Origin of the sequence: Paenibacillus bovis, assembly GCF_001421015.2 — a bacterium.
Classification (GTDB): Bacteria; Bacillota; Bacilli; order Paenibacillales; family Paenibacillaceae; genus Saccharibacillus; species Saccharibacillus bovis.
In genome coordinates this window covers 4377344-4399345 of record NZ_CP013023.1, presented here as the reverse complement: position 1 = coordinate 4399345, position 22002 = coordinate 4377344, and the positions used below count along the sequence as shown (strand labels likewise).

Annotated in this window: 19 protein-coding genes; 10 read left to right on the top strand and 9 right to left on the bottom strand. The window is 42.8% G+C overall.

The genetic code is table 11. The features are described 5' to 3' along the window. Positions 1 to 260: 260 nt before the first annotated feature. From AR543_RS18685 to AR543_RS18670, 3 genes are all read right to left on the bottom strand, one after another. Positions 261 to 992, bottom strand: coding sequence for an MORN repeat-containing protein (locus AR543_RS18685; RefSeq protein ID WP_060535911.1), 732 nt, complete (start codon positions 990 to 992; stop codon positions 261 to 263). Between the two features lie 452 nt (positions 993 to 1444). Continuing rightward, positions 1445 to 2206, bottom strand: coding sequence for an SDR family oxidoreductase (locus AR543_RS18675; protein WP_060535910.1), 762 nt, complete (start codon positions 2204 to 2206; stop codon positions 1445 to 1447). A gap of 15 nt (positions 2207 to 2221) precedes the next feature. Next, a complete protein-coding gene (locus tag AR543_RS18670) occupies positions 2222 to 2596 on the bottom strand; it encodes a MerR family transcriptional regulator (RefSeq protein WP_060535909.1) in 375 nt (124 codons plus the stop codon). A gap of 369 nt (positions 2597 to 2965) precedes the next feature. Here AR543_RS18670 and AR543_RS18665 point away from each other — a divergent pair, with 369 nt between their 5' ends. The 3 genes from AR543_RS18665 (at position 2966) to AR543_RS18655 (ending at position 5139) form a co-directional block, all read left to right on the top strand. Then, on the top strand, positions 2966 to 3607 hold the full coding sequence (locus AR543_RS18665; RefSeq protein ID WP_060535908.1) for a FusB/FusC family EF-G-binding protein: 642 nt from the start codon (positions 2966 to 2968) through the stop codon (positions 3605 to 3607). Positions 3608 to 3799: 192 nt separating this feature from the next. Beyond that, complete coding sequence (locus AR543_RS18660) at positions 3800 to 4318, top strand: DNA topology modulation protein (protein ID WP_060535907.1); 519 nt, start codon at positions 3800 to 3802, stop codon at positions 4316 to 4318. A 302-nt stretch (positions 4319 to 4620) separates the two neighbouring features. Then, positions 4621 to 5139, top strand: a complete 519-nt coding sequence (locus AR543_RS18655) for a hypothetical protein (protein ID WP_060535906.1) — start codon at positions 4621 to 4623, stop codon at positions 5137 to 5139. 161 nt (positions 5140 to 5300) lie between these two features. On the opposite strand, the gene AR543_RS18650 is transcribed toward AR543_RS18655, so the two are convergent. Both AR543_RS18650 and AR543_RS18645 read right to left on the bottom strand, forming a co-directional pair. Then, positions 5301 to 6053, bottom strand: coding sequence for an SDR family NAD(P)-dependent oxidoreductase (locus AR543_RS18650; protein WP_060535905.1), 753 nt, complete (start codon positions 6051 to 6053; stop codon positions 5301 to 5303). After that, positions 6054 to 6476: a MarR family transcriptional regulator gene (locus AR543_RS18645; protein WP_227871778.1), complete on the bottom strand. Its 423-nt coding sequence runs from the start codon at positions 6474 to 6476 to the stop codon at positions 6054 to 6056. It lies immediately after the preceding gene. A gap of 232 nt (positions 6477 to 6708) precedes the next feature. Between AR543_RS18645 and AR543_RS18640 the strand changes: the two genes are divergently transcribed. From AR543_RS18640 to AR543_RS18630, 3 genes are all read left to right on the top strand, one after another. Beyond that, complete coding sequence (locus AR543_RS18640; RefSeq protein WP_060535904.1) at positions 6709 to 7269, top strand: hypothetical protein; 561 nt, start codon at positions 6709 to 6711, stop codon at positions 7267 to 7269. A gap of 256 nt (positions 7270 to 7525) precedes the next feature. Then, positions 7526 to 8038 (top strand): hypothetical protein, encoded by a 513-nt coding sequence (locus AR543_RS18635; RefSeq protein WP_060535903.1) that lies wholly within the window; start codon positions 7526 to 7528, stop codon positions 8036 to 8038. A 117-nt stretch (positions 8039 to 8155) separates the two neighbouring features. Next, on the top strand, positions 8156 to 8584 hold the full coding sequence (locus AR543_RS18630; RefSeq protein WP_060535902.1) for an NUDIX hydrolase: 429 nt from the start codon (positions 8156 to 8158) through the stop codon (positions 8582 to 8584). A gap of 134 nt (positions 8585 to 8718) precedes the next feature. Here AR543_RS18630 and AR543_RS18625 read toward each other — a convergent pair whose 3' ends face one another. Then, positions 8719 to 9933 carry an FAD-dependent monooxygenase gene (locus AR543_RS18625; RefSeq protein WP_060535901.1) on the bottom strand — a complete coding sequence of 405 codons (1215 nt, stop codon included), beginning with the start codon at positions 9931 to 9933 and terminating at the stop codon, positions 8719 to 8721. A 363-nt stretch (positions 9934 to 10296) separates the two neighbouring features. On the opposite strand from AR543_RS18625, the gene AR543_RS18620 reads away from it, so the two are divergent. Next, positions 10297 to 10812 (top strand): hypothetical protein, encoded by a 516-nt coding sequence (locus tag AR543_RS18620; protein WP_060535900.1) that lies wholly within the window; start codon positions 10297 to 10299, stop codon positions 10810 to 10812. Between the two features lie 222 nt (positions 10813 to 11034). After that, positions 11035 to 11961, top strand: coding sequence for a VanZ family protein (locus AR543_RS18615; RefSeq protein WP_060535899.1), 927 nt, complete (start codon positions 11035 to 11037; stop codon positions 11959 to 11961). A 100-nt stretch (positions 11962 to 12061) separates the two neighbouring features. Here the strand turns inward: AR543_RS18615 and AR543_RS18610 are convergent, their stop codons facing one another. The 3 genes from AR543_RS18610 to AR543_RS18600 all read right to left on the bottom strand — a co-directional run bounded on the left by AR543_RS18610 (position 12062) and on the right by AR543_RS18600 (position 18190). Continuing rightward, positions 12062 to 15859, bottom strand: coding sequence for a hypothetical protein (locus AR543_RS18610; RefSeq protein WP_060535898.1), 3798 nt, complete (start codon positions 15857 to 15859; stop codon positions 12062 to 12064). A 185-nt stretch (positions 15860 to 16044) separates the two neighbouring features. Continuing rightward, positions 16045 to 16995: a sulfurtransferase gene (locus AR543_RS18605; protein ID WP_060535897.1), complete on the bottom strand. Its 951-nt coding sequence runs from the start codon at positions 16993 to 16995 to the stop codon at positions 16045 to 16047. 403 nt (positions 16996 to 17398) lie between these two features. Further along, positions 17399 to 18190: an SDR family oxidoreductase gene (locus AR543_RS18600; protein ID WP_017811901.1), complete on the bottom strand. Its 792-nt coding sequence runs from the start codon at positions 18188 to 18190 to the stop codon at positions 17399 to 17401. A 587-nt stretch (positions 18191 to 18777) separates the two neighbouring features. Here AR543_RS18600 and AR543_RS18595 point away from each other — a divergent pair. After that, positions 18778 to 19434 (top strand): restriction endonuclease, encoded by a 657-nt coding sequence (locus AR543_RS18595; protein ID WP_060535896.1) that lies wholly within the window; start codon positions 18778 to 18780, stop codon positions 19432 to 19434. Between the two features lie 310 nt (positions 19435 to 19744). After that, a complete protein-coding gene (locus tag AR543_RS18590; protein WP_060535895.1) occupies positions 19745 to 21796 on the top strand; it encodes an iron ABC transporter permease in 2052 nt (683 codons plus the stop codon). Positions 21797 to 22002 lie beyond the last annotated feature (206 nt).

Here is a 22002-nt window from a genome sequence, read left to right as displayed (position 1 = left end):
ACAGCGAATGACAGGTAGAAGCTTCCAATTCGTTCAGCGAGGAATCAATGAAAAAGCATTACAACAGTTGATAAAGCAAGATACTTATAATGAGGATCGCTAATAGGATATTCATCATAAACAGAATAAAGTACAACGAAGTCTAAAAATGGAAATATAAAAAACAGCCGGAATGCGAATACATTCGGCTGCCTTTTCCAACTAGTGCATCATAGCCATCCATATTTGCAAAGTCGGCTTCAACTACGAAGGCGGACTCTTTATTTCAAAGAGAGCTGTTTGGACAGCTGCTCAAACTGTTGCAAATGCGGCGTTACCTGTGTAGTGATGCCTTTCAGGTATTTGATCGATGCCTGACGTTCACGTTCTTTTTTGGCGGATTCTTCAGGGAATAGGGAATAGCTGTGTGATGTAGTCCCCCTTTTGTACGTTACACTGAACAGGCTGCCTTTTTTCCAGAGTGGGAGCAGATTCCCCTGATTCTCCAATACATTCAGCGTCGTGTTATTAGTCTGGTAAGTGAAGCTGTATTCCGGATCGGCTTCGGCACGTGTAACACTGTAGCCGGACAGCAGCGCATTGTTCTTAAATGTGCCAGTCTGGATTTGGTTCGAGACCATATGATTTTTTTTCAGAAAACGTTGTTCCGTTAAAGTACCATCACCATTCATCCGATCATTATTCCAGGAACCGTTATATACGACTTTATAGCGGTAATCAGAATCGCTGTACTCGTTTATGTATTTCCCTGTCCCTGAGCGCAACCCATTTACAAAGCTGCCGGAATAGGTTTTGCCATTGGGCCATTTGACTGTGCCCTTGCCATGGGCTTTCCCATTTTCGACCTGTCCGTAATAGGAGCCACCACCTACAAAAGTCAGAGATTGTTTGGCTGCAGCCGCATGTGTTGTGGAAGCAATAGGGGAGGCTGTTGTTCCACCGAGCGCTAGCGCGATGGTTAAAGTGCAAAGAAAAGCAGAACGTTTTTTCATAAGTAGAGTCTCCTTTATCTTTCGAAAATTGGGCCGCCTTTGATCGGCACAATGGATGGACGAATCATATTCTGAAAATGTTACGTATTCGTACAATTTCGAAATAGAAGGAAGAATAGTAGTGTTTACAAATTGTCTTCAAATGTTCCCAAGTCCGGATACGGGAAAAAGTTTGAGAGAATGCGGAGTGGCCATTGTAAGACCACTGGTCAGAACAGATTATAATAATCAGGAGTTTGTGTTTGAGGATATTGACAGAAGATGGATAGCAGTTGGCAAAAGCAGTAAAACATACTAGAACCCACACTATACACGGAAAATGTCTGGAATACCTAAGCGATAGATATAGGATGAGGAAGATATGCAGGAAACAGAGAGAAGATCAAACAATCGATGAAGTGAAAAAACTCGCCCGAATACAGGCGAGTTTTTTTCATATCACAAGCTTCCTGTTATTCAATCATATTCTTGGTGGAATGGTACATCTGCTCGGTGTACTTGTCGATATCATCCCTCGACATGCGCAGTCGGTCTACCGAAGTGCCGTATCCAATTTCGGACAATCCTTCTTTTAGTCCTGCAAAAATCCCATCTGCAAAAGCATCCAGAGGCTCGCCATGCGTATGCAGTCCCGCGCCACCCAGGTCGGTATTGACTGCTGGTGGTGCAATCTCGATGACTTCTACCGCTGTATCCCCCAGCTGATGTCTCAGGCTCATGGTAAAGGAATGCATCGCCGCTTTGGTAGCGGAATAAATAGGTGCAATCGCAAAAGGCGTAAACGCCAGACCGGAAGTAACATTAAGAATCGCGGCCTGTTGCTGGGCTGCCAGAAATGGTGCAAACAGCATCGCCAGATGGATTGGAGCTTCCATATTGGTCGTGATCTCTTTACTGAAATCGCTCCAGTGATTCCGTGCATCTGTGGTCAGTACATTAAACCGCTGCTGAATCCCGGCATTGTTGACCAGTACATTTACATCCGGGTACTCGGTTGTGACCCAGTCAAACAAAGCAATACGTTCGGATTCACTGTCCAGATTGCTCACTCGGGTAATCAGATCCGGATATTTGGCCTGAGCGCTATTAAGCGCTTCTTCACGCCGTCCGCAGATGATTACTTTATTCCCAAGTTGTAAAAAACGTTCGGCAAACGCCAGTCCAATACCGGCACTGCCGCCGGTAATCAATATGGTATTTCCAGTAAGCTGCATGCAGATTCCTCTTTTCTAGGTGTTTTGATGTTCCATACGATTCAGATAGCGGGCGATTTTGGAGTCGATACCATTGAGAGCAGTATGCATCACAGAGATTTCATCCAGCACGGACTGCTTGTGTTGTTGCATCATCTCAAGCCGCAATCCGGTAGTGTGGTCTCCTTCAATAACCCAATCCACATACTGTCTAATCGTACGAATAGGCATATGTGTGTGTTTAAGATGGATAACGATTTTGAGCAGGGTCATCTGCTCTTCCGAGAACAACCGTCTTCCGGCAGCATCTCGCTCCATGAGCGGAAGTAATCCTTGTTTCTCGTAATATCGAAGTGTAGATTCCGGTATGTCAAAATAAGCGGCTGCTTCGCCAATAGAATAATATTTCATATGAAGGCCTCCAAGGGTGAATGTAGAACGTCGACAAGTTCATGATAGAACTTAAACCATAGTTCATGTCAACATTAATTCATAGAGAAACGGGAATATATGGAATCCGTAATTGATTCGGTGTATTCGATACTGCTATACTTTTCCTATACTACTGAATTGGGGGTCATACCGTTGGCAATGTTGGCAGCAGTGCTGTGTTGCTCGTTCACTAGAGAGGCCTTGCGCAGAGCCTGAGTAGGGGCGAGTCTTTGTGCAGGGCGCGATTTCGTATTTCGATAAAGGATATCGCCCGGTTTATTTTATTCGTTACCATGTGCAGGCTTTGCACCTTATAGATTATCCAATACAAATAAGGGGCGGTTAGCTATGCAAACACCATTTATTCATAATCATCAATTAAATATTATTCACAAACAAGCAGATTTTCTGCTGAAAACGATGCGGACAGTGGCTGATCGCAAAGTGCTGGAGACCGTCAAGGATACAGCTGTTACGAATGTTATCGATGCATTTGATTCACTGACGCCAGAGCAGAAAAATCTGCTGGAGCAGATGTCCAAGCAGGAAGCAGCCTACGATCTGCAAAGCTATCTGGATGAGCTGGAGTCGCATGTGATTCCTTTTCCGGAGGTGACAGTCAAACAGATTCAAAAGCTTTTTCCCAAATCGAAAAAGCTAAAAATGCCGGATCTGGCATCTCTCGATTACAAACGTACAACGTATCTAAGATGGATGGATGTGGCTACGAATCGGCTGTATATTATATATCCACATGGAGAGCAGTTCCTCGGCATAGAGGGACAGATTACTTCTACTAACAAAAACGGCTTCTGCATGTTCTGCAATCGGCACAGAGAACTGGGATTTTTCAATGTGAAAACCCGAGGCAGCGGACCTGACAATTTTGCTTCGGCAGGGCAGTATATTTGTATCGATGATGAAGCTTGTAACCATAGTATTACCAATACCGCTCCGCTGGAGAGATTTATACTGGCAGCAGGCAAATAAGGCAGTCGGAAAACAATAAAGGTCGCTCTGCGGAGCGGCTTTTTGCATACGTGCCTCTGGTACTGAGAGCGATAAAGATAGTGGATAGTGTCTATTCCTGTTGGAGAAAAGCTTGGTGCAGAACTGTTCTTTTCTTCTGAGTAATTATCGGGGATCAAGACTACAAATGATATAAAAGAATGGAGGGTTATTATGCAAAAAATAGCGATCATAGGTTCAGGTGGCTCGGGTAAATCTACCTTGTCCAAGAAGCTGGCAGCCAAGCTGAATCTGCCTCTCTATCATCTGGATTCCCTGCACTGGAAAGCTGGCTGGGTGCCTACACCCGCAGCAGAATGGGATCAATTGCTCGCAGAGCTGATAGCGCAAAAAGAATGGATTATCGATGGCAATTATGGGAGAACGATGGACATGCGCCTTCGGGAAGCAGATACTATCATCTATCTGGATTATCCAACGCGTATCAGTCTGTTCCGTGCTATCAAACGGAGATTTCAGTATAAAGGCAGGACACGTCCTGATATGGCAGCGGGATGCGAGGAGAAGCTTGACTTGAATTTTGTAAAATGGATCTGGCGATACCGCAGGGATCAGCGGCCGAAAATAATAAAGAAGTTGGATCAGTTGAAAAATGGTAAGCAGGTTTACATATTTACATCACCCAAACAGCTGGAACGATTCCTGAATGAAGAGCTTCCAGACAGAATATAAGGCGTATAAATGTAATAACTGAACATGACAGGCACTCTTTAAAAGGAAACAAAAAGATACTTATAATCGCATTCTTGGTACATATGGATGATCTATTTAACCAATCTCAGACAGCGTACATTGATCAGGAAGCCAGATAAAAATTATCATATCCATTTATTACTAAAAGTGATATATTACTGGTGTTATTTATTAGTTAATTGTTTTAAACAAACTATCATAGAAGGGCGATGATTTCTAAAGTCAGTCAGATTGCTCGGCATATAAGGCATACTATAATTGAAAAATGAGAGGGGTAAATTATGAAAAATTCTGCTTTTCGGCTCAAAAATCTGTCTGTAGCTGCACTGGCACTGAGTCTGTGCTCTTCGTTGTTCATTCCAGGGCAGTCGTCTACAGCTTTTGCTGAGAATATTCCTGCCAATCTTGTGCCAGGCAGTGTAGAGGTGAATTCTGCTGCCCTATCTGAATCGTCTCAGCCTGATGATACCGGACTCCATCTGGATTACGATATGTATTGTGCGTTTGGTTCTGTTTCTTCACCTCTTATTGCCAATGATATCAAAGCAGAAGGCATTACGCAGGTGCAATTTATTATCTTTCCTTTTCCGGGGCAAAATAAACAGGGTGTAGTGTTCAGTCTGGAAGCCGAAACAGAAAAGGGATGGGAACCTGTATTCGTCAGCACATTCCAGCCCAGCTCTAAAACACAGCAGCAAACGATGAAATTGCCGCGAAGTGACTACAAGAAATTCCGCCTTGTACTTACAAGTACCAACGAGAACTATATCGTCATGGAATACAAACAGTGGACCAATTAAGTCAGTAAAACAAATGCTGCCTCAGATGTATAGGCAGATAGGAAATCAATCATTTTGCCTGTAAGGTACAAGCCATATTGCCGCATTATCAAAAAGGAGCTGATCTCAAAGACCAGCTCCTTTTTGATATCAACAGGTATCCTCAGAATGTATCCCAATGGTTATTTGGCGTAATATCCGCCATCTACCGGCAGTTCTACACCTGTAATATAGGAAGACTCGTCCGATGCGAGGAACAGAACCGCATTGGCAATATCTTCGGCTTTGCCCAGTCGCGGCAGTGGAGTCTGTGACAGGAACCATTGTGTCATCCGTTCATCCTTCATCAAGTCAGTCGTCATCGGCGTCTCGATATAGCCGGGATGAACAGAGTTGGCCCGGATATTGTGCTTGGCATAATCGACCGCCGTTGCTTTGGTCAGCATCCGCACAGCACCTTTGCTGGCTGTATAGGGACCGGTACCGCTTCCGCCTGTAAGACCGGCAATCGAGGAAATATTAATAATCGAACCGCCGCCCGATTTGATCATATGCGGAATAACATATTTCTGGCCGAGAAACACACTGTTCACGTTGATCGCCATCGTCTTCTCCCAGCCTTCCAGAGTCAGATCCAAAAAGCTGGTCGCATTGGAGACTCCGGCATTATTTACGAGGATATCGATTTGACCAAACCGGTCTATAGTCTCATCCACGACACGAATCCAGTCGGTCTCTGATGTTACATCATGTCGGAAACCGATCGCTTCACCGCCACTGCGGTTAATTTCAGCAACTACTTCCTGAAGCTTGTCTTCCTGCACATCGGAGATAGCTACTTTTGCACCTTCTCTGGCCAGCAGCAGTGCATCTGCTTTGCCCATGCCTCCGGCTGCACCGGTAATCATCGCTACTTTATGATCCAATCTACCCATTTAGTGATCCTCCTCGTCCAGCATATAGTCAAGTTTGAAATTCAATCGTTCTTGCAGACGCTTAACCATCTTGCCATATACAGACAGCAGTAAATCGGTCTCCTGCTCGGATAGATCATCCCATAATCCGGCAGTCAGTTCCTTGTAACGTGCCTGTAATCGACGTTCGGCTTCATGGCCTTGCTTTGTCGCCTGCAAATGTGTCTGGCGTCGATCCAGCGTAGAAGGCAGGCGTTCGATATAACCTTTTTGCACCAATTTATTGGTCAGATTCGTAATAGCGGCCGGGGTAACGTCCAGCACCGATACAAAATTGGTACTGATCATCGGCCCCTGCCGAACCAGCATTTGCAAAATCAGATATTGTGGAGCCGACAGACTGTCATCGACTAACTTGGCATGCCCTGCTACGATCATCTGCATCTGGCAGCCGACCAACGCGGATAGTCGCTCTGTTTTGTTCAGCTTGCTCGCCTCCCTTGGTGATGATACGAAATTAAATATTTAACACCTTTAAAATAGTTTTATTGTAAGTTGTGCAGATAGCAACGTCAAGTTTACAAGTTGGATACAAGTCGGTTCCAGGATCGATACATTCAGCGGTTAAGATAAGTCCATACCAAGAAAACACATATACAAAGGAGATGGAATAATTATGCGTTACCCACAATGGATAGCAGCTTCACTCGCCGCAGGTGTACTTTTGACAGGAACCGTATCTACTCCAACCGTCTCGGCGGCCAGCACGACCAGCAAACCAACAGCGGCTGTCACTACAAGCTCTGCATCATCTTCCCAGAAGATGAATTTCTCCCTGAGTGATATCCCTTACACGGCTGCTCAATATAAACAAATTGTAAAGGCATTTGCTGCATTTGACGGATTCGAGACACCGTATGTCCCTTCGCGCATGATCACCGGCGATGCTTTCAAAAAAGTAGGTGTTGGTGGTGACAGCGTGACCTTTATCTTCAAATATATGAGAGTATCCGTGTCTCCGCGTGACGATTCCTACAGTTACAAAGGTACGGTTGTTACACTTCCCAATTCCAACAATGTAAAAGGAAAATGGTACAAAGTGAATGGTACGGATATGCTGACATTCCCACTGAAAGATCGATTCGTTACCATTTATGCTCCGGGTCATTCGTTAAGCAAAACCAAGCTGGAACATGTAGCGGTAGACGTTACCCGTTACGCTCCACAAGCGGATTAAGCATAAATAAGCGAGAACTTTAGAATATTCATGTAGCATCTGGAAACAAGGTAGATGCTGCCGATCTCAGTGATCGTAAAGCAAAAAGAAGAAATCTGTGCTTTAGTGCAGGCTTCTTCTTTTTTTGTATATTCAGAAATGGTCTTGCATTTTACAGTGTTAACCCTGATCTCGGAATTCCAATATTCACATATGCAATCCACATAATGTTATATTATTACAGTATCAAAAAATGAAGAAAAGGAAGGTGGATGAAATGTCTTATTCATTTATAAAAGGAACAGCGATCACAGCTCTATCGGTTCTGCTCCTCGTTGGGTGTTCCGGTACTGTAGTAGAAGACAGTGAACCGGCGAAGGTTCAGGTGGAGACCGGATTCAGCAAAGTAGCATCGGCTGCTAACCCAGCTTCGGTAAGTCATTCTGTTGGAATGGTACCTTTTACAAAGCAAGATCATAAATCAGGATGGAAGCTCACGGGGAAAAATGATCCCGATCCTTATGCAAGTTGGCAAATCCCTGTTGGCTATGCCAATATCAAACTGTACGCAAAAAACACAGGAAAGGGAGATTACAGAGTTGAAGTGCAACATGAAAATAAAAAGACAGTTATTTTCAATGCTACCGTGGCCTCAGGTACCACTCAAATCTTTGTAAATAATGATAATGGCCCACAAGTTCCATCCGGAGACTATATTATAACGATCTACAGCGGTAGGAATATGCCAAAAGGAACGATAGTACTCGAAGACAGCGAACATCGCTTATAGAAATTTTATTGGAATAGTACAAGGTAATCTGAATATACCTGTGCAAAGCAACAAATAAGAGCTACATAACCGGAAAAGCACGCTATATAATCTTCTACAGAAAGGATGCTAAATATAGTGAAAAGAGTCGACGTAGCCTATTGTCTGATTAACGATCCCACTCATTCCAAAGTGCTAATGGTTAAAAATGTCGATGAAGCGGGTGACCGCTGGTCTTTGCCGGGAGGAGCTGTGGAAAAGGGAGAATCCCTCGAACAGGCAGCCATACGAGAAGCCAAAGAAGAAACCGGACTGGATGTTATCGTTCATGGCATTGTAGCGATCAATGAATGTGTATTTTCTGCCAAGCAGGAGCATGTGTTATTTATTACATTCAAAAGCGAAATATGCGGTGGAAATCAAGGAATAGTAAGATATGATGAGATCTCCGAGTTAGTCTGGATGGATCTGGAGAAGGCGGAGCAGTTGATGCCGTATTACCAGGACGGATTGCAAAAGCTGATCCATGGTCATGGAATCACCTATTTAAATGAAGGCGAGAAGTAAAGTGACAGGTTAATACCCCATTTAAATAAAAAAAGCGGCTGCACTTCCAGAATATCATACTCTGAAAATGTAGCCGCTTTTTAAATCTAACAAAGTCCGTATGTCTACAAAGTTATACGTCGCTATACCATCAATCAGGATGTCGTCTGAGCCACCCGAATATCAGGGAGCTGCTCCTTGCTGTCAGCCACATGACCAATATGGGCGAATAGCTTACGCAGCGGACCGAAACTGGCAATCCGCAGCACCATCTGCACGGTACCGACTCCTGCTTTGCTTTGAGGGAAAAACAGATCCGGAGCTCCAGGAGGCAGCTTTTGGGCTTTATCCACCATAGGGCGCATCCATTGTTCATACTTGCTTAGACAACTTTGCAGGTCTTCTGCTCCGTTGGAGCTGGACTGGGACAGAAAGGCTGCAAGAACATATCCGCCAATCAATGCCAGCGATGAACCACCTCCACCTATGGGGGTAACACACCATGCTGCATCGCCAGTGACACACACTCGGCCTTCAGACCAGGTCGACATCATAATCTGGGTAAGATAATCAAAGTAAACATCCTTCGAGGTAGCAAATCCGCTAACTACGCGTTCGTCCTGCCAACCGGCTCCGATGAAAATATCTGGCAGTTGAGCACGAGCCTGATCGGAAGGAATCTCTGCCAGATTGCGCTCTCGATCTTTGAAAGCCAGCGTTGCCCGCATGGTTCCCTTATTATCTGGACGAATCGAAACTTGGCGACCACCTGCGGCATTATACCAGCGCCACCACCGATCATCTCCAGCCTGCTTTTCAATCGTTCCATAGATCATATTTAGTCCCAGTTCATTGCGGGAGACACGGTCTCCGAATACCTTGTCTCTTGTTTTGGATCGAACGCCTTCTGCGATAATAAGCAGGTCATATCGTTCTTTTTGTCCGGAATGCAGCGTGATCTCGACACATTCATGCTGATCGGTCACTTGTTCAATCCACTCCCCATAACGAACCGAAATGCCGGGTGGCAGTGCATCCAGAATAATACGTGCCAAATCACCTCGTAAAATCTCTATTTCAGCAGTGAGCCCATCCGAATCTTCTACAGGAAAAGCGCCAACGATCTGTCCTTTTTCGTTGACAAAGGCAGTACCTTCTTCAGTCGTAGTCTGCTTGCGAACCTGCTCTTCGATGCCCATCTTTTGGAGAAGTTCACGCGCTACTCCGCGCACATCGACATTCTGTCCACCTTCACGAAAAGCACTCGCACGTTCAATAATCGTAACTTCCCAGCCAGCTTTGCCCAGCCAGAAAGCAGTACTGAGACCGGCAATACTTGCACCTGAAATAAGCACTTTTTGAACTGTCATTATATTGCTCCTCTCGGCGTTTACGTATGTGGTTGCAAACAAAATAGAATGGGGCAGAAGGAATAAAGAACATTAAAGAAACTACATCTAACAACTGGAAAAGAGTGGAAATATGCAGCTAAATGTTTCTTACCCGGTTATTGGAGGTTGAAACTAAATAGCTTGGCTGTATAAAGGAATGGAAGAAATTTCACAGCCTTTTATATCCATCTATTTCCAAAGGTGCTATATTAAAGATGTACTTCATTTAGTTAAGTAATTTACGTATGTATATGGGATAGATACATAGGAAAAGAGGTGAAAGCAAAGCATTACAGCTTCACAGGAGCTGACTATTTTAATAATTGAAGGTGAGGATGAATAATGAAAACATTAAAACCACTGGCCCAAAAAATGTCTGTTTTAGCCCTGACTTTGGGTTTGTCATTAACTATGGCTATTCCAGGTCAATCTACTGCGTTTGCAGAAAATGCTTTAAATTTTATGCAGCCAAGCAGTGTACAGGTAGGGCCGATCACCATTCCTGAACCGCCACAGCCAGGAGATCCTGTACCGAATCTTCCTTATTATGCGATCTCTGGTTTTACTGCCGAATCCACACCACATTCAACGATAAGCTTTACTGCAGAAGGAATAACAGATGTTCAGTTCACTGCATTTCCGTTTCCAGGACAAAATAAACAAAACGTAGTATTCAGTCTGGAAACTGAAACTGATAAAGGCTGGGAACCTGTATTTGTAGCGACTTTCCAACCAAGCTCCAAAGTCCAAAAGCAATATATGAAATTAACTCGAAATGATTATAAAAAATTCCGTATTTTTATTTCAAGTACAAATCCGAATCTTGCTGTTTTGGGATATAAGCAGTGGAGCAGCTAAATAACGATTAGTAGAGCATCTATATTTAGCTAAATCAATAACAAAATAACGGAAATGAATATGTAAGGGGTTGATCACCAGGGTCAATCCCTTTTTCTATTTGACGAGACTTTTTGTTCTTTGATTCCTTGTTCTACACGATCTCCTTGGCAAATAGATACAAAAGCAAAAGAAACCCCGTCTTGTATACATAGTATTAAAAAAGGATTCCCAGAGGAGATAATGATGTCAAAACAACGCAAGCTTATTTTCGGCGTAACCGTGCTTTATACAATCTTAATTGTTTATTTTATGTTTTTTGCTTTTAGTAGAGGTGATTCCGAAGCGGATGAGTATACATTTATTTTGTTACCTGATAATTTTTTGAAATTGCCTAGTCCCTCAGAATTGTTGCATCCAACACTAATGGATATGGTGAGTCTGGGAAATATGGCGGCTTTTATCCCTTTTGGCATTTTAATTCCCTTACTATATCGAGTTAGCTTTGCTCGATTCGTTATCGGATTTCTGTTGTCTATTCTCTTGCTTGAAACGATACAAGCTTTGACCTTACTCGGAAGCTTTGATTTAGGCGATGTTTTTAAAAATTTATCTGGAGCAGTGATCGGGTTCGCAGCTTACCGTATTGGAATACGTGCTAAAACCGTTTGGCGAAGCGTTATCTCTATGGGCGTTTCTGTTGCTTTACTATTGGTTGTGACGTGGGGAATCGGTGCTGGAATAGATAAAGCTGTTGCTAAAAGTCCGGGTCCGTTTGTTGCTTTGAGCGAATTGAAAAATAGTAGTGGAATGACATCGAACAAGAACGAATTACTTCCTTTTAAAATAGGTGGTCAAGAAATCACTCCTCAATTCAATGTATATGACAGCAACAGCAAGAAATCAGAAACGTATAGCTACAAGTTTGACGGCAAAGAATTTTACTTTTATTTGAAATATGGAATTCCAGACCAAAACGATTTTCAAGGAAGTATAAGCGTATCTGTGGACGGACGGGAAATCTTGTCCTATTCCTCTAAATATCAAAAGCATCAATCGGAGCTATTCGAGGCTTATTTTGAACAAGCCGATGTGCTTACTATTACGTTGGACGGAAACGAAAAGGCATGGGATGTTGGGTATCGGGAGATGAAGCATCTCTGGGAGTAAGGTTAAATAGAATAGAAAAAGAGTGAACTCAAGCCTGATTTAGGCTTGGAATCGCTCTTTTTTTTAATGCTAGATTTTTTGAAATGTTAGGAACCTCTATCTATTCAAATCGTTCATTAACGCTTTTCTCGTATTTTTCTTCGGATTTTCTTTCAGTAAGTATTTCAGATTGGAACTTGAGTTTTTCTTGTGAAGACCATTCTGCAATAACATGATTTTTATTACTTTCTAGTATAGCTATTAATGGAATATATTGTTCCATTTTGGCTGCTCTCGAACCATTCCATGACATTGGTCTAAATTTTCGCTTTATTTTCTGTAATACTGCGATAGGATCTATAGAATTCTCAATTAAATTCATAGCCAAAGAAGTCCAACTGATTTGGTTTTCTGTAAACTGATAGGGTATAATAGCTGAAGCTAAAGCTAATTCTCTAACTTCTGGATTAGACTTACACCATTGAAGAATAATAGCATCTTTTATTAAAGAAATAGGATTTGAAGAAGAGTCTAAATCGCTCATGCTAAATGACAATTCTATATAATCATTAGCTTCTTCAGATTTACCAAAAAAAGTGTCTAGGAAAATTATTGGATAAGCGGATGCTAATGTCTTTAAAGTGTCCTCTAAATCTCTAATATAAATATCACCGTTGCTTAAAGCCGAAAAAATCTTTTTGGCGACTAACCAAGCATTTCTTTCGCCTGCTTCATCTACAAAACAGTACTTTATCATTTCAGAAATTTTGTAATCCAATCCTTGAACAGGTCTAAGAAAAATTGAAAGTGGTATATTCACTATAAGCTCTTGTCCAAGTAAAGCTACTTTTTTACTTATTTCTTCTTTCTTTTTTCCATGAGTTAGTAAGCTTAAAATATGAATTGCAACTTCATTTCCATCAGTTTTACTAGCTATTTTCTTTAATAAACTAATTAGTGAATCGTCATCAATATCATCAAGCATTCTGCCTAGTGCTAAATTGTTGTATATCCAGATTGGAGCGTCTCCAATTATTAATGAATTTTCTAATCGTTCAATTGCTTTTTTATTTATAACCACGCTGATTTGCAGTAAAGGGAAAACTTTAGAAAGAGTCTTATTAGTAAGTGCATCGTCTAAATAATTGTTACATAATTCTCGATTAGATTCAAATAGTCCATTTAGAAATCCTTGTAATATTTGATGGTTACGTTTGTTTTCAGATATCGATTGCAATTCTCTTAGTAGAATATCCCAAATAGCTTCAGGTGCTTGACTTGCTTGTGCTAATCCTTTACCAAAATCAAATATTCTTAAGCCGTGTTCAACCAATAATTCTGGTAACAACTTATAAAGTATATCGTTTTGATTAGCAGCTTGATTTCCTAATAATTGGGCAGCTGCATTCAAATTTTCAGGAACATCCTCAAAGTCAAGTAAATCTAAATAAAAATTCCTGCTAGAGAGAGTATAAAGTTTTATTTTTTCAACTATATTTTTAGGTTCAAGTATAATTACTAGTTCTTCTAATTTAGAGATCAATTCTGAACTCATATTTTTACTATCAAATTTTAAAATACTTTTGACGGCTATTAAGCCTTCGTTCCAAGAACTATGTGATGAAATTGTTTTTACAGCAACTTCTATTTCATTATGCATGTAAGCTTTACTCCATAGAGCCCTCAATTTTTCAGCTAAGATTGATTTGACTTTTGAAGCTACAACATGATTACTACTAATTAGTTCGACTGAATATTCTAAAAAAATATCATACCAATTACTTATTTCTTCTTTATTTTTTGGTTGCCATCCGTAATCTCGCATTCGGGCTCCAAATTCTGTAGTGTAAAATGAGATAAAATGCCAAGCTTCCAATGTAGCACTTAATAATAGTAAGCCTAATTCAATTTTATCCTCTTGATTAGAATAAATTAAATTGGAAATTATTTTTAATCTTTGCTCAGCAGAAGCATGCGTTCCTGAAAGATAAATATAAAACATTGATTTTAATAAACGACGTATTGAATCATTGTTCTCATCAACTTTTTCTGAAAGTGCAAAATTAGTAAGAATTAATATTGATCTTTCAAATAAAGAATCATCATATGCTATATGTCTGAGTAATTGTGAAAATTCTCTGAAGTAAGGATTCTCACGAGATAAAAACAGAGCCTGACTTTCTTTCTCAAATATTCTTTCAATCGTCGATAATACTAGTTCAGGATTTATTGGAGCAATATGCAAGAATAATTTGACTTCTACATCTCCGAATTTTTCTACATCTCCAAGAAAACTATTTTTTGATAGCCAGTCCTTAATAAGACTTTTTGCGATTTCAGAATTATGCAATAATCCTAATCGTTTAAAAAAAGATAGTTTCAGTCGATCTGAACTTTTGTTTAAAAAAGAATTATTTATTAAATTAGAAGGTATATCTTGAAGAGCTTTATCAGCTAGTCTATTTGCAATCACTGGAGGTAAAACTGCTCTCCAATTTCCGCGTTGTTGAACAAGATCTCTGCGTTTCAATTCTCCTGTTTGAGCATATAGTTCATTAACATTTAAACTTGCTAATGATCCAAGTAACGTTAATTCATTTTGTTCTGATTCACTTGTATCAATGCTAAATGAATATACTAATGAACAAACTTCAGCTGCTTTAAGAAGTGTATTATCCGGTTTATTTCTTTGTTGAAATAATCTTTCAAACAAGTCGCTATCTCTTAATCTTGAAATGTCGTCATCCCGTTTAATAACTTTTGCTAAAGCAATGGCAATTCGTGCATTTCCTCCAGAAAAATCGGCAATAAGTCTAGCGCCTGCATTAGTTATATGGTAAAACTGATTTAAAATTATTTTTTCAATTATTTCCTTTGAAGAAGGTTGCAAACGGAAAACCTCAGTTTCTTCTGGTTGATCGTCTTTCACATCATACTCTATAGTGAGCAAGCTAATTAAACTTCCAGTAGATGTACATAGAGAAGTTAATCGTTTGTGTAAATTAGGAGGACAGTTATCAACGATTAGAATTAAGGGTTTTTTGAGTGTTATTAACCTTTCTGCAAAGTTACGTGGATCAGGAAGTGGAGCGTCTCCTAAATCAGCATAGAATACTTGTGAAGGACTAAGAGCAGATTCGCCTACTTCTTTTTCAAATAATGCTTGTACTAAGCGAGTTTTTCCAACTCCTGATAATCCTACTAAACGGATAGAAGAGCCAGGTTTAGAAAGTATAGCTCTCATATCATTTATACCATCTAAAATTGAAGAACCATTATTTTTAGAGTTACTTGCTACATTATAAAGACGGATATGTTCATCAGAAAAGTATTCGTTATTATCACTTACTGTTGGATGAGTCCAAGTCCCAAATCCTTTCCATCCCTGAATAGGGTTGCCTATTTTATCACGTACCCATAATATTAAAGCAGGATGCATGCGTACCCAATTCGCAATTCGTTCGCGATCATAAAAATCAATCTTTAAATATCCGTTAGGATCATTTTCTTGTATTGCATTTCTCATAGCAAGTCGTCGATTAGCTAATGAAGTATCAGAAGTTGATCCTTGACTGCTAATAATAATATAAGCTCCTTTTTTACTTATTAATTCTTTTATAACTTCTCTTAATTCCCCATGTGGTTGCATTTCTTGTAGGATTGCTCTTCTAGGCATATCAGGTTTTTTTACTTGAAAACCTGTAGTTGATCTTGGTATATATCCATCTTCATTCAATGGTGCAGATACCTCTACACGAACATCAATACCACCATCTGCAGCATTTTGATCTCCACCATATGTAACTCCCATTGTTGCAATATTTACTTTATATAGTTCCGCTTCACATAGTAATCCTATCAAAGTTCGAAGATTGGTATCGTCTAAAGAGCCAATATCTTGTCCTGTAATTTCTAGCATGAAATCACTCCTTTATTCTATGTGATTTGTTCCATTTTTTAACACTTTAATATGAATGTTCTTTATACACAATCAGTAAATAACCTGAATTCGTTAATAAAAGTCAAATAATTTAAAAGTATATAAAAGAATAATACTTCAATGTCAAAAAGCCCGTATCGTAAACGGGCTTTGTTATTTAATTGCTATTGGCTTTCCTCACCCTTCCCAATCCGGTTCTCTTCATAGCTAATCCAGTCACTCCAACTCCCCGGATACAGTTTCACATTCTCAAATCCAATCTGTCTTAAAGCAAACACATTCGGACAAGCAGATACACCAGAACCGCAGTACACGATAATCTCAGCATCTTTATCCAACCCGGCAAACTGCTCTTCTAGCTGCTCGGCAGACTTCAAGCTTCCTGCTTCGGTCAACACATCCTGCCAGAAAAAATTGACTGCACCGGGAATATGCCCTGCTTTTTTGTCCAAATGTTCTTCCAGTCCCAGATAGCGATTATGGGCGCGTGAGTCGATCAGTACTGTTGGCGTGTTGAGATGTACAGTGGAGTCTACTTCGTTACTACTGCCGGTATGATTAGCCGCCGTATGATTAACACTATCAGCTTGCCCGGCATCGGCACGGCCCGATCCGGACAGTCGTTCCGACACCTGACGCACATAATCGACATCTACTACCATGTCTGCCTGTGGACGCGCTTCGAATGTTTTCGGTACGACTACCGGCTGCTCATCGGTCACCGGATAGCCTGCCTGTTTCCAGGCGCTGAAATCCTGCTCCAGTATGTACACCTGATTGTGTCCCAGATACGTCAGCATCCACCACAGGCGGGATGCATTCATGACGTTATTATCATCATAGATCACGATTCGGTCATCCTGGCTCAGTCCAGCACGGCCGAAGATATGAGCCATCTGTTCCGGCTCAGGTAGCGGATGGCGGCCGCCGTGAGTGCTGACGGGGGAGGAGAGGTCTTCCTCCAGATCCAGATAGATTGCACGTGGAATATGGGATTCGGCATATTTTTGGCGTCCAGCTAGTGGATCGTTCAGCCAGAAGCGGCAGTCGGCGATAACCAGATCCGGTTCGAACATCCGGGCGAGCAGCCATTTGATAGATACGGTATTTTGCATGTGTTATGCTCCTTCCATGAATAAAGATTGGATAGATTTCGGTTGAATAAGCGGAGTTAATCTATAGGGAACCAAGAATTACTGCTTTCAGTCTATTTCTATTTTACACTGTATTACTAGCTGGATAATAGAAATAATCATTTATTATATTTGGCAAGAGCAGAAAAGAGAATACGATAGAAGATTATTTAGAAAATAGAGATTATTAGAGAATAAAAGGTCTGCTCTACATAAAAAGCCCACTATATAGTGGGCTTTCCTGTATGCAATCCAATACTATTTTAAAATATACTCAAACAGCACAGCGCTACTATACGGTCTCAATGCTGCTGTACTGCTTCAGCATTGCTACGCTAGTCTTGATCTACATTTTGTGATAGCATGGATCGAATTATATTTTACTTTAGACTTGTTCTTCCCACAGCTTGGCTTGATACTCCTTGACCTGCTGCTCGGAAGCTTCCGGATATACATTGCGGAACGCATGATGTTTGGCGTCGATGATTTCGACCATTTTGTCGATCATGTCCTGCGGATCGAACTGTTGGGCGAGCATTTTTTCGCCTTTCATCATGTCGGAGCGTTTGGTAAAGTTGGTTTTCTCGTCATACCATTTTTCTTTCTCAGCAAACATCATATCGTTGAAGCCCGTTTTGAAAGGACCCGGGTTGATCGTAGCGACCTGTACACCGAATTCGGCCAGCTCATCCTTGAGTGCCTGAGCAATCGCTTCAACCGCATGCTTGGATGCGCAGTAAGGGCCGAGATATGGCGTTACGCTCAGTCCGGCGATGGAGCTGATAAAGATAATTTTACCTTTTTTCTTGGCGACAAACTGACGTGCTGCAATCTGTACCAGCTCCAGGGAGTTGAATACATTGGTATCGAAAATCTGGCGCAGATTCTCGACCGGCAGTTCAGCCAGCGGGCCGCCCTGACCAATTGCTGCGTTGGCAACAAATACGTCGATATCATATTTCTCCAGCTGTGCACGATCCAGCGGGTTGTTTACATCCAGCTTGAATACTTCGATATTCAGTCCCTGCTCCTTGGCATAGTCCTGCAGTGGAGGAACTTGGGAGATCGTTTCAACGGTAGCGATGACTTTATGTCCTTTTTGAGCAAGACCGATCGCGGCGCCCTTGCCTAGTCCGCTGCCTGCACCTGTAATGAAAATCGTTTTTTTACCCAGCATATAATTGTCCTCCTTGGATTGAAAAATGATTTCGCACATGTTACTAATACTGCATTTACCCGGACTCATCGGCAGTCAACCAGAGGAAAATAATGACAGCTAGAGAAAAGAAGTAGATTGTGACAGGTCAAAGATAGTGTTTCAGGCTGATCTATTGTTCTCCTAAGAGCTTGATACCAGTCGATAGAGAGTGTCCATAAAATCGATACAGGTGCTTGTAAAACAAGGCTCGTGCGAAGGGCTGCGAGCAGGTTGAAGGATGGAGAGAAGGTGAATGACTATGACACAATTGACGACATCAAGCCGTCGAATAGATCGAAAAAAGCTGGCAGTCTGAAAAATAGCTACTACTGAAAACTAGTCCATTGAAGAGCAGCCAATACATATGAATTAACTGTCCACATGCAGTGCAGTGCAAAGGAACAAGCAGTATAAAGGAGCAAGCAGTACCAAGCGGCTAGCTAAAAATTAGTTGGGTAACCAGCCGCTGCTTACACTTCCGCATCTCGATTGTATCTGGTATAGTTACTGCGAGATACAGGTGAATAAGAAACCAATGAACAAGCAAAAGAGGAGACAACTACGACATGACAGATAATCTGTGGATAGGACAGCCGCTCTGGATGTACGGACTGACAGCAGTCGTCATCCTATTAATCCTTATCTTACTAATCCGTGGATCCAAGCGACGGAGCGCGCGTATTCGGCGAGAACAACTCGATCCGAGGCGGATCACTATCCAGGATATTGACCATATGGAGGGTGCCGAATTTGAGCGATATTTGTACCGGCTGTTTAGCGAACTGGGCTATGACGATACATACAAAACCAAAGACAGCAGTGACTTTGGTGCAGATCTGGTTTTTACGGATCGTCTTGGAGTACGCAATGTGCTGCAGGCCAAGCGTTATCAGGAAAGCAATGCAATCAGCCTGGATGCTGTCCAGGAAGTATATGGCTCTATGCGTTATTATCAGGCTCAACGCTCGATTGTGCTCACTTCTGCAGCACGATTCACATCAGCCTGCGAGACACTCGCCGCTGTGAACGGGGTCAAGCTGCTGAATCGGGAAGATCTGATCGAGGTGATCGAAGACTTCAAGTCCGGGCATTATGAAGATGCGATGGATCGTATCGAAGCAGAAGCCTATACCAAATTGTCACCTTGGACCGAGTATAGGGATCAGACGCTTCGCTCTCCAGGTAGAGATCGCAAAGCAGAGAAATGGCTGCGCAACCGTTAATGACGGAAGCGCAGCTTTTTATATTCTGTGTTACGGTCTGCCGAATAAAAAACGTACCAAAAAAACGAGTGAATACGGCTCACACGGTATTACCATTTATCGGTCGCTTATTTCTTATGCAAAGTATATGTTCTGCATTGACAAAGAGAAGGCAGCGCTTCATAATCCATAATGATAATCATTATCATTATCCATATAAAGCTTATATATACAGGGGGACGGAAATAGTGATTGCAAGAAGCATACATAAGAATAACAGCACTGTTTCTTCTATAGTGTATATCGCTCAGACGGTTGGAGTGATCGTGTTATGAGCTCTGTTCCATTGACAGGTTCGGCGTATTCATGGCGTATGATCAGCATCTATGGAGGCGGACTGGCTGCACTGGTCATTCTTTTTTTCGTAAGTCTGTGTTATGGAGAAGCAGCGATTTCACTGCATACGGTTATCGAAGCATTAACCGGACGGCAGGATACACTGGAGCATAATATGATCTGGGATCTGCGGATGCCGCGTACCATGATTGGTATTCTGGCTGGAGGAGCACTGGCAATTGCTGGCGCCCTGCTGCAGACCATTACCCGTAATCCACTGGCTGCGTCGGATACGCTGGGGATTAATGCAGGAGCCTATTTTGTAGTTGTACTGGGGACCGTAATGTTCCCGGGGCTGCTAGGTAATTCTCCTTTTCTATTTGCGGTACTGGGAGGGCTGATCGCTGCAGCGGCAGCTTATCTGATGGCTGGTGGACGCAAGTCCAGTCCCGTGCGCCTGGCTCTCTCCGGTATGATTATTTCGATGGTATTGGGATCATTTACAAGTGCTTTGCATATTTTCTTTGCCCTGGAGACGCAGGGGTTGTTCCTGTGGGGCTCGGGTACGCTGGTACAGAATGATTGGAGCGGTGTCCATTATGCCTGGCCATGGGTAGTGTTCATCACCATTGGCGCCTTGCTGCTGTCCAGACAGTGGGATGTGCTTGATCTGGATGAATCAACTGCATCCTCTCTCGGGCAAAAGGTCGGTATAGCACGTACTGGCGGTCTGCTGATCGCTGTCCTGCTGGCTGCGATTATCGTTAGTGTAGTGGGTCCGATCGGATTCGTAGGTCTGGTGGCGCCGCATCTGGTTCGATTGAGCGGCATACGTTCCCATCGCTGGCTGCTGCCGGGTGTATTTATCTGGGGAGCGGCACTGCTGATTGGAGCAGATGTGCTCGCCAAAATGGTACACAACTCCAGTATGGAGCTGCCAACCGGTGCTGTTATGGCGTTGATCGGCGCACCGTGGCTGATCTGGCTCGTACTGGTCAAAATGAAAGCAGCCAACGGAATCGGAGGAGCAACCTCGATGAGTACCGGGACATCTGCACAGCGCTGGCCGTTTGGTCGTCTGGCAGTCATTTTCACGCTTCTGGCTGTGGTATTGATCGTAGGGAGTACGATGTTTGGCGGTCTGCGTATCCCGCTGGGAGATTTGCTGCCTTCACTGTTCAGCTCGGAGGGACTATATTCCGCTTTGCTGCAGTTCCGTATTCCGCGTACACTGGTCGCAGCCGGAGCGGGAGCTGCGCTGGCAATCAGCGGTGTACTGATCCAGATGTCAGTGCGCAATCCGCTCGCTGACGCTTCGATCGTCGGTGTATCCTCGGGAGCCGGTCTGGCAGCGATGATGGTTATGATCCTGTGGCCTGCACTGCCTGCGTATTTTGTACCTGTAGCTGCGATTGTCGGAGCGGGAGCGGCGGCAGCGTTTATTTTCTTCCTTTCCTGGAATAAAGGATTGAATCCGTCCGCTGTGGTACTGCTCGGTATCGCAATCTCCGCGATTGCCGGAGCCGGTATCCAGATTCTGATTGTACAGGGCAAACTGTGGGGAGGCAGCAGTTATATATGGCTAACCGGCAGTACATATGCCCGTACATGGGATCAGGTCACCGTTATGGCGATCTTCCTTGTGCTGCTTGTTCCGGTTGCCTGGTGGATGGCACGGCGCTTTGAACTGCTTGTGTTCGACGATCAGAGTGCTGCAGGACTCGGGCTATCGGTACGCCGAACACGCCTGCTAGCCATGGCGACAGGCGTGCTGCTTGCCGCCGGCGCAGTAGCATGCGTGGGTACGGTTGGGTTTATCGGTCTGATTGCACCGCATATGGTGCGTCTGCTGACCGGTCATCATATGCGCCGTTCACTGCTGCTGTCTGCGCTGACAGGCGCAGTCATGCTGGTACTAGCCGATACGATCGGACGCACGGTGATTGCACCGACAGAGATTCCTTCGGGTCTGCTGATCGCATTGATCGGCGCACCGTATTTCCTTTATCTGATGTACCGTTCCAACTGGCATCGTCCAACGAAATAATCTGGCGAGTTCAAACAAAGCAATAGATGCAGCAGTGAGTAGGCAGTTGTTATTTCGTTCAAGTCGCTTACCTACCAAAAAAAGCTGTCCCTGTTTATCGTAGAGATGAGGGACAGCTTTTTTGATTTTCTATCGGTACAAGAACAAAGGCTTCAGAAAGGCCATTATATTCATATAGAAACACATTGGAAATAATACTGCTTTTC

What these genes read in the sequence shown, in the direction of transcription:
- AR543_RS18665 (WP_060535908.1), top strand. Translation starts at nt 2,966, where the DNA reads ATGCAAACACCATTTATTCATAATCATCAATTAAATATTATTCACAAA.
- AR543_RS18600 (WP_017811901.1), bottom strand. Translation starts at nt 18,190, where the DNA reads ATGCTGGGTAAAAAAACGATTTTCATTACAGGTGCAGGCAGCGGACTA.
- AR543_RS18685 (WP_060535911.1), bottom strand. Translation starts at nt 992, where the DNA reads ATGAAAAAACGTTCTGCTTTTCTTTGCACTTTAACCATCGCGCTAGCG.
- AR543_RS18610 (WP_060535898.1), bottom strand. Translation starts at nt 15,859, where the DNA reads ATGCTAGAAATTACAGGACAAGATATTGGCTCTTTAGACGATACCAAT.
- AR543_RS18640 (WP_060535904.1), top strand. Translation starts at nt 6,709, where the DNA reads ATGCGTTACCCACAATGGATAGCAGCTTCACTCGCCGCAGGTGTACTT.
- AR543_RS18660 (WP_060535907.1), top strand. Translation starts at nt 3,800, where the DNA reads ATGCAAAAAATAGCGATCATAGGTTCAGGTGGCTCGGGTAAATCTACC.
- AR543_RS18620 (WP_060535900.1), top strand. Translation starts at nt 10,297, where the DNA reads ATGAAAACATTAAAACCACTGGCCCAAAAAATGTCTGTTTTAGCCCTG.
- AR543_RS18675 (WP_060535910.1), bottom strand. Translation starts at nt 2,206, where the DNA reads ATGCAGCTTACTGGAAATACCATATTGATTACCGGCGGCAGTGCCGGT.
- AR543_RS18615 (WP_060535899.1), top strand. Translation starts at nt 11,035, where the DNA reads ATGATGTCAAAACAACGCAAGCTTATTTTCGGCGTAACCGTGCTTTAT.
- AR543_RS18670 (WP_060535909.1), bottom strand. Translation starts at nt 2,596, where the DNA reads ATGAAATATTATTCTATTGGCGAAGCAGCCGCTTATTTTGACATACCG.
- AR543_RS18650 (WP_060535905.1), bottom strand. Translation starts at nt 6,053, where the DNA reads ATGGGTAGATTGGATCATAAAGTAGCGATGATTACCGGTGCAGCCGGA.
- AR543_RS18595 (WP_060535896.1), top strand. Translation starts at nt 18,778, where the DNA reads ATGACAGATAATCTGTGGATAGGACAGCCGCTCTGGATGTACGGACTG.
- AR543_RS18590 (WP_060535895.1), top strand. Translation starts at nt 19,745, where the DNA reads ATGAGCTCTGTTCCATTGACAGGTTCGGCGTATTCATGGCGTATGATC.
- AR543_RS18625 (WP_060535901.1), bottom strand. Translation starts at nt 9,933, where the DNA reads ATGACAGTTCAAAAAGTGCTTATTTCAGGTGCAAGTATTGCCGGTCTC.
- AR543_RS18635 (WP_060535903.1), top strand. Translation starts at nt 7,526, where the DNA reads ATGTCTTATTCATTTATAAAAGGAACAGCGATCACAGCTCTATCGGTT.
- AR543_RS18605 (WP_060535897.1), bottom strand. Translation starts at nt 16,995, where the DNA reads ATGCAAAATACCGTATCTATCAAATGGCTGCTCGCCCGGATGTTCGAA.
- AR543_RS18645 (WP_227871778.1), bottom strand. Translation starts at nt 6,476, where the DNA reads ATGCAGATGATCGTAGCAGGGCATGCCAAGTTAGTCGATGACAGTCTG.
- AR543_RS18655 (WP_060535906.1), top strand. Translation starts at nt 4,621, where the DNA reads ATGAAAAATTCTGCTTTTCGGCTCAAAAATCTGTCTGTAGCTGCACTG.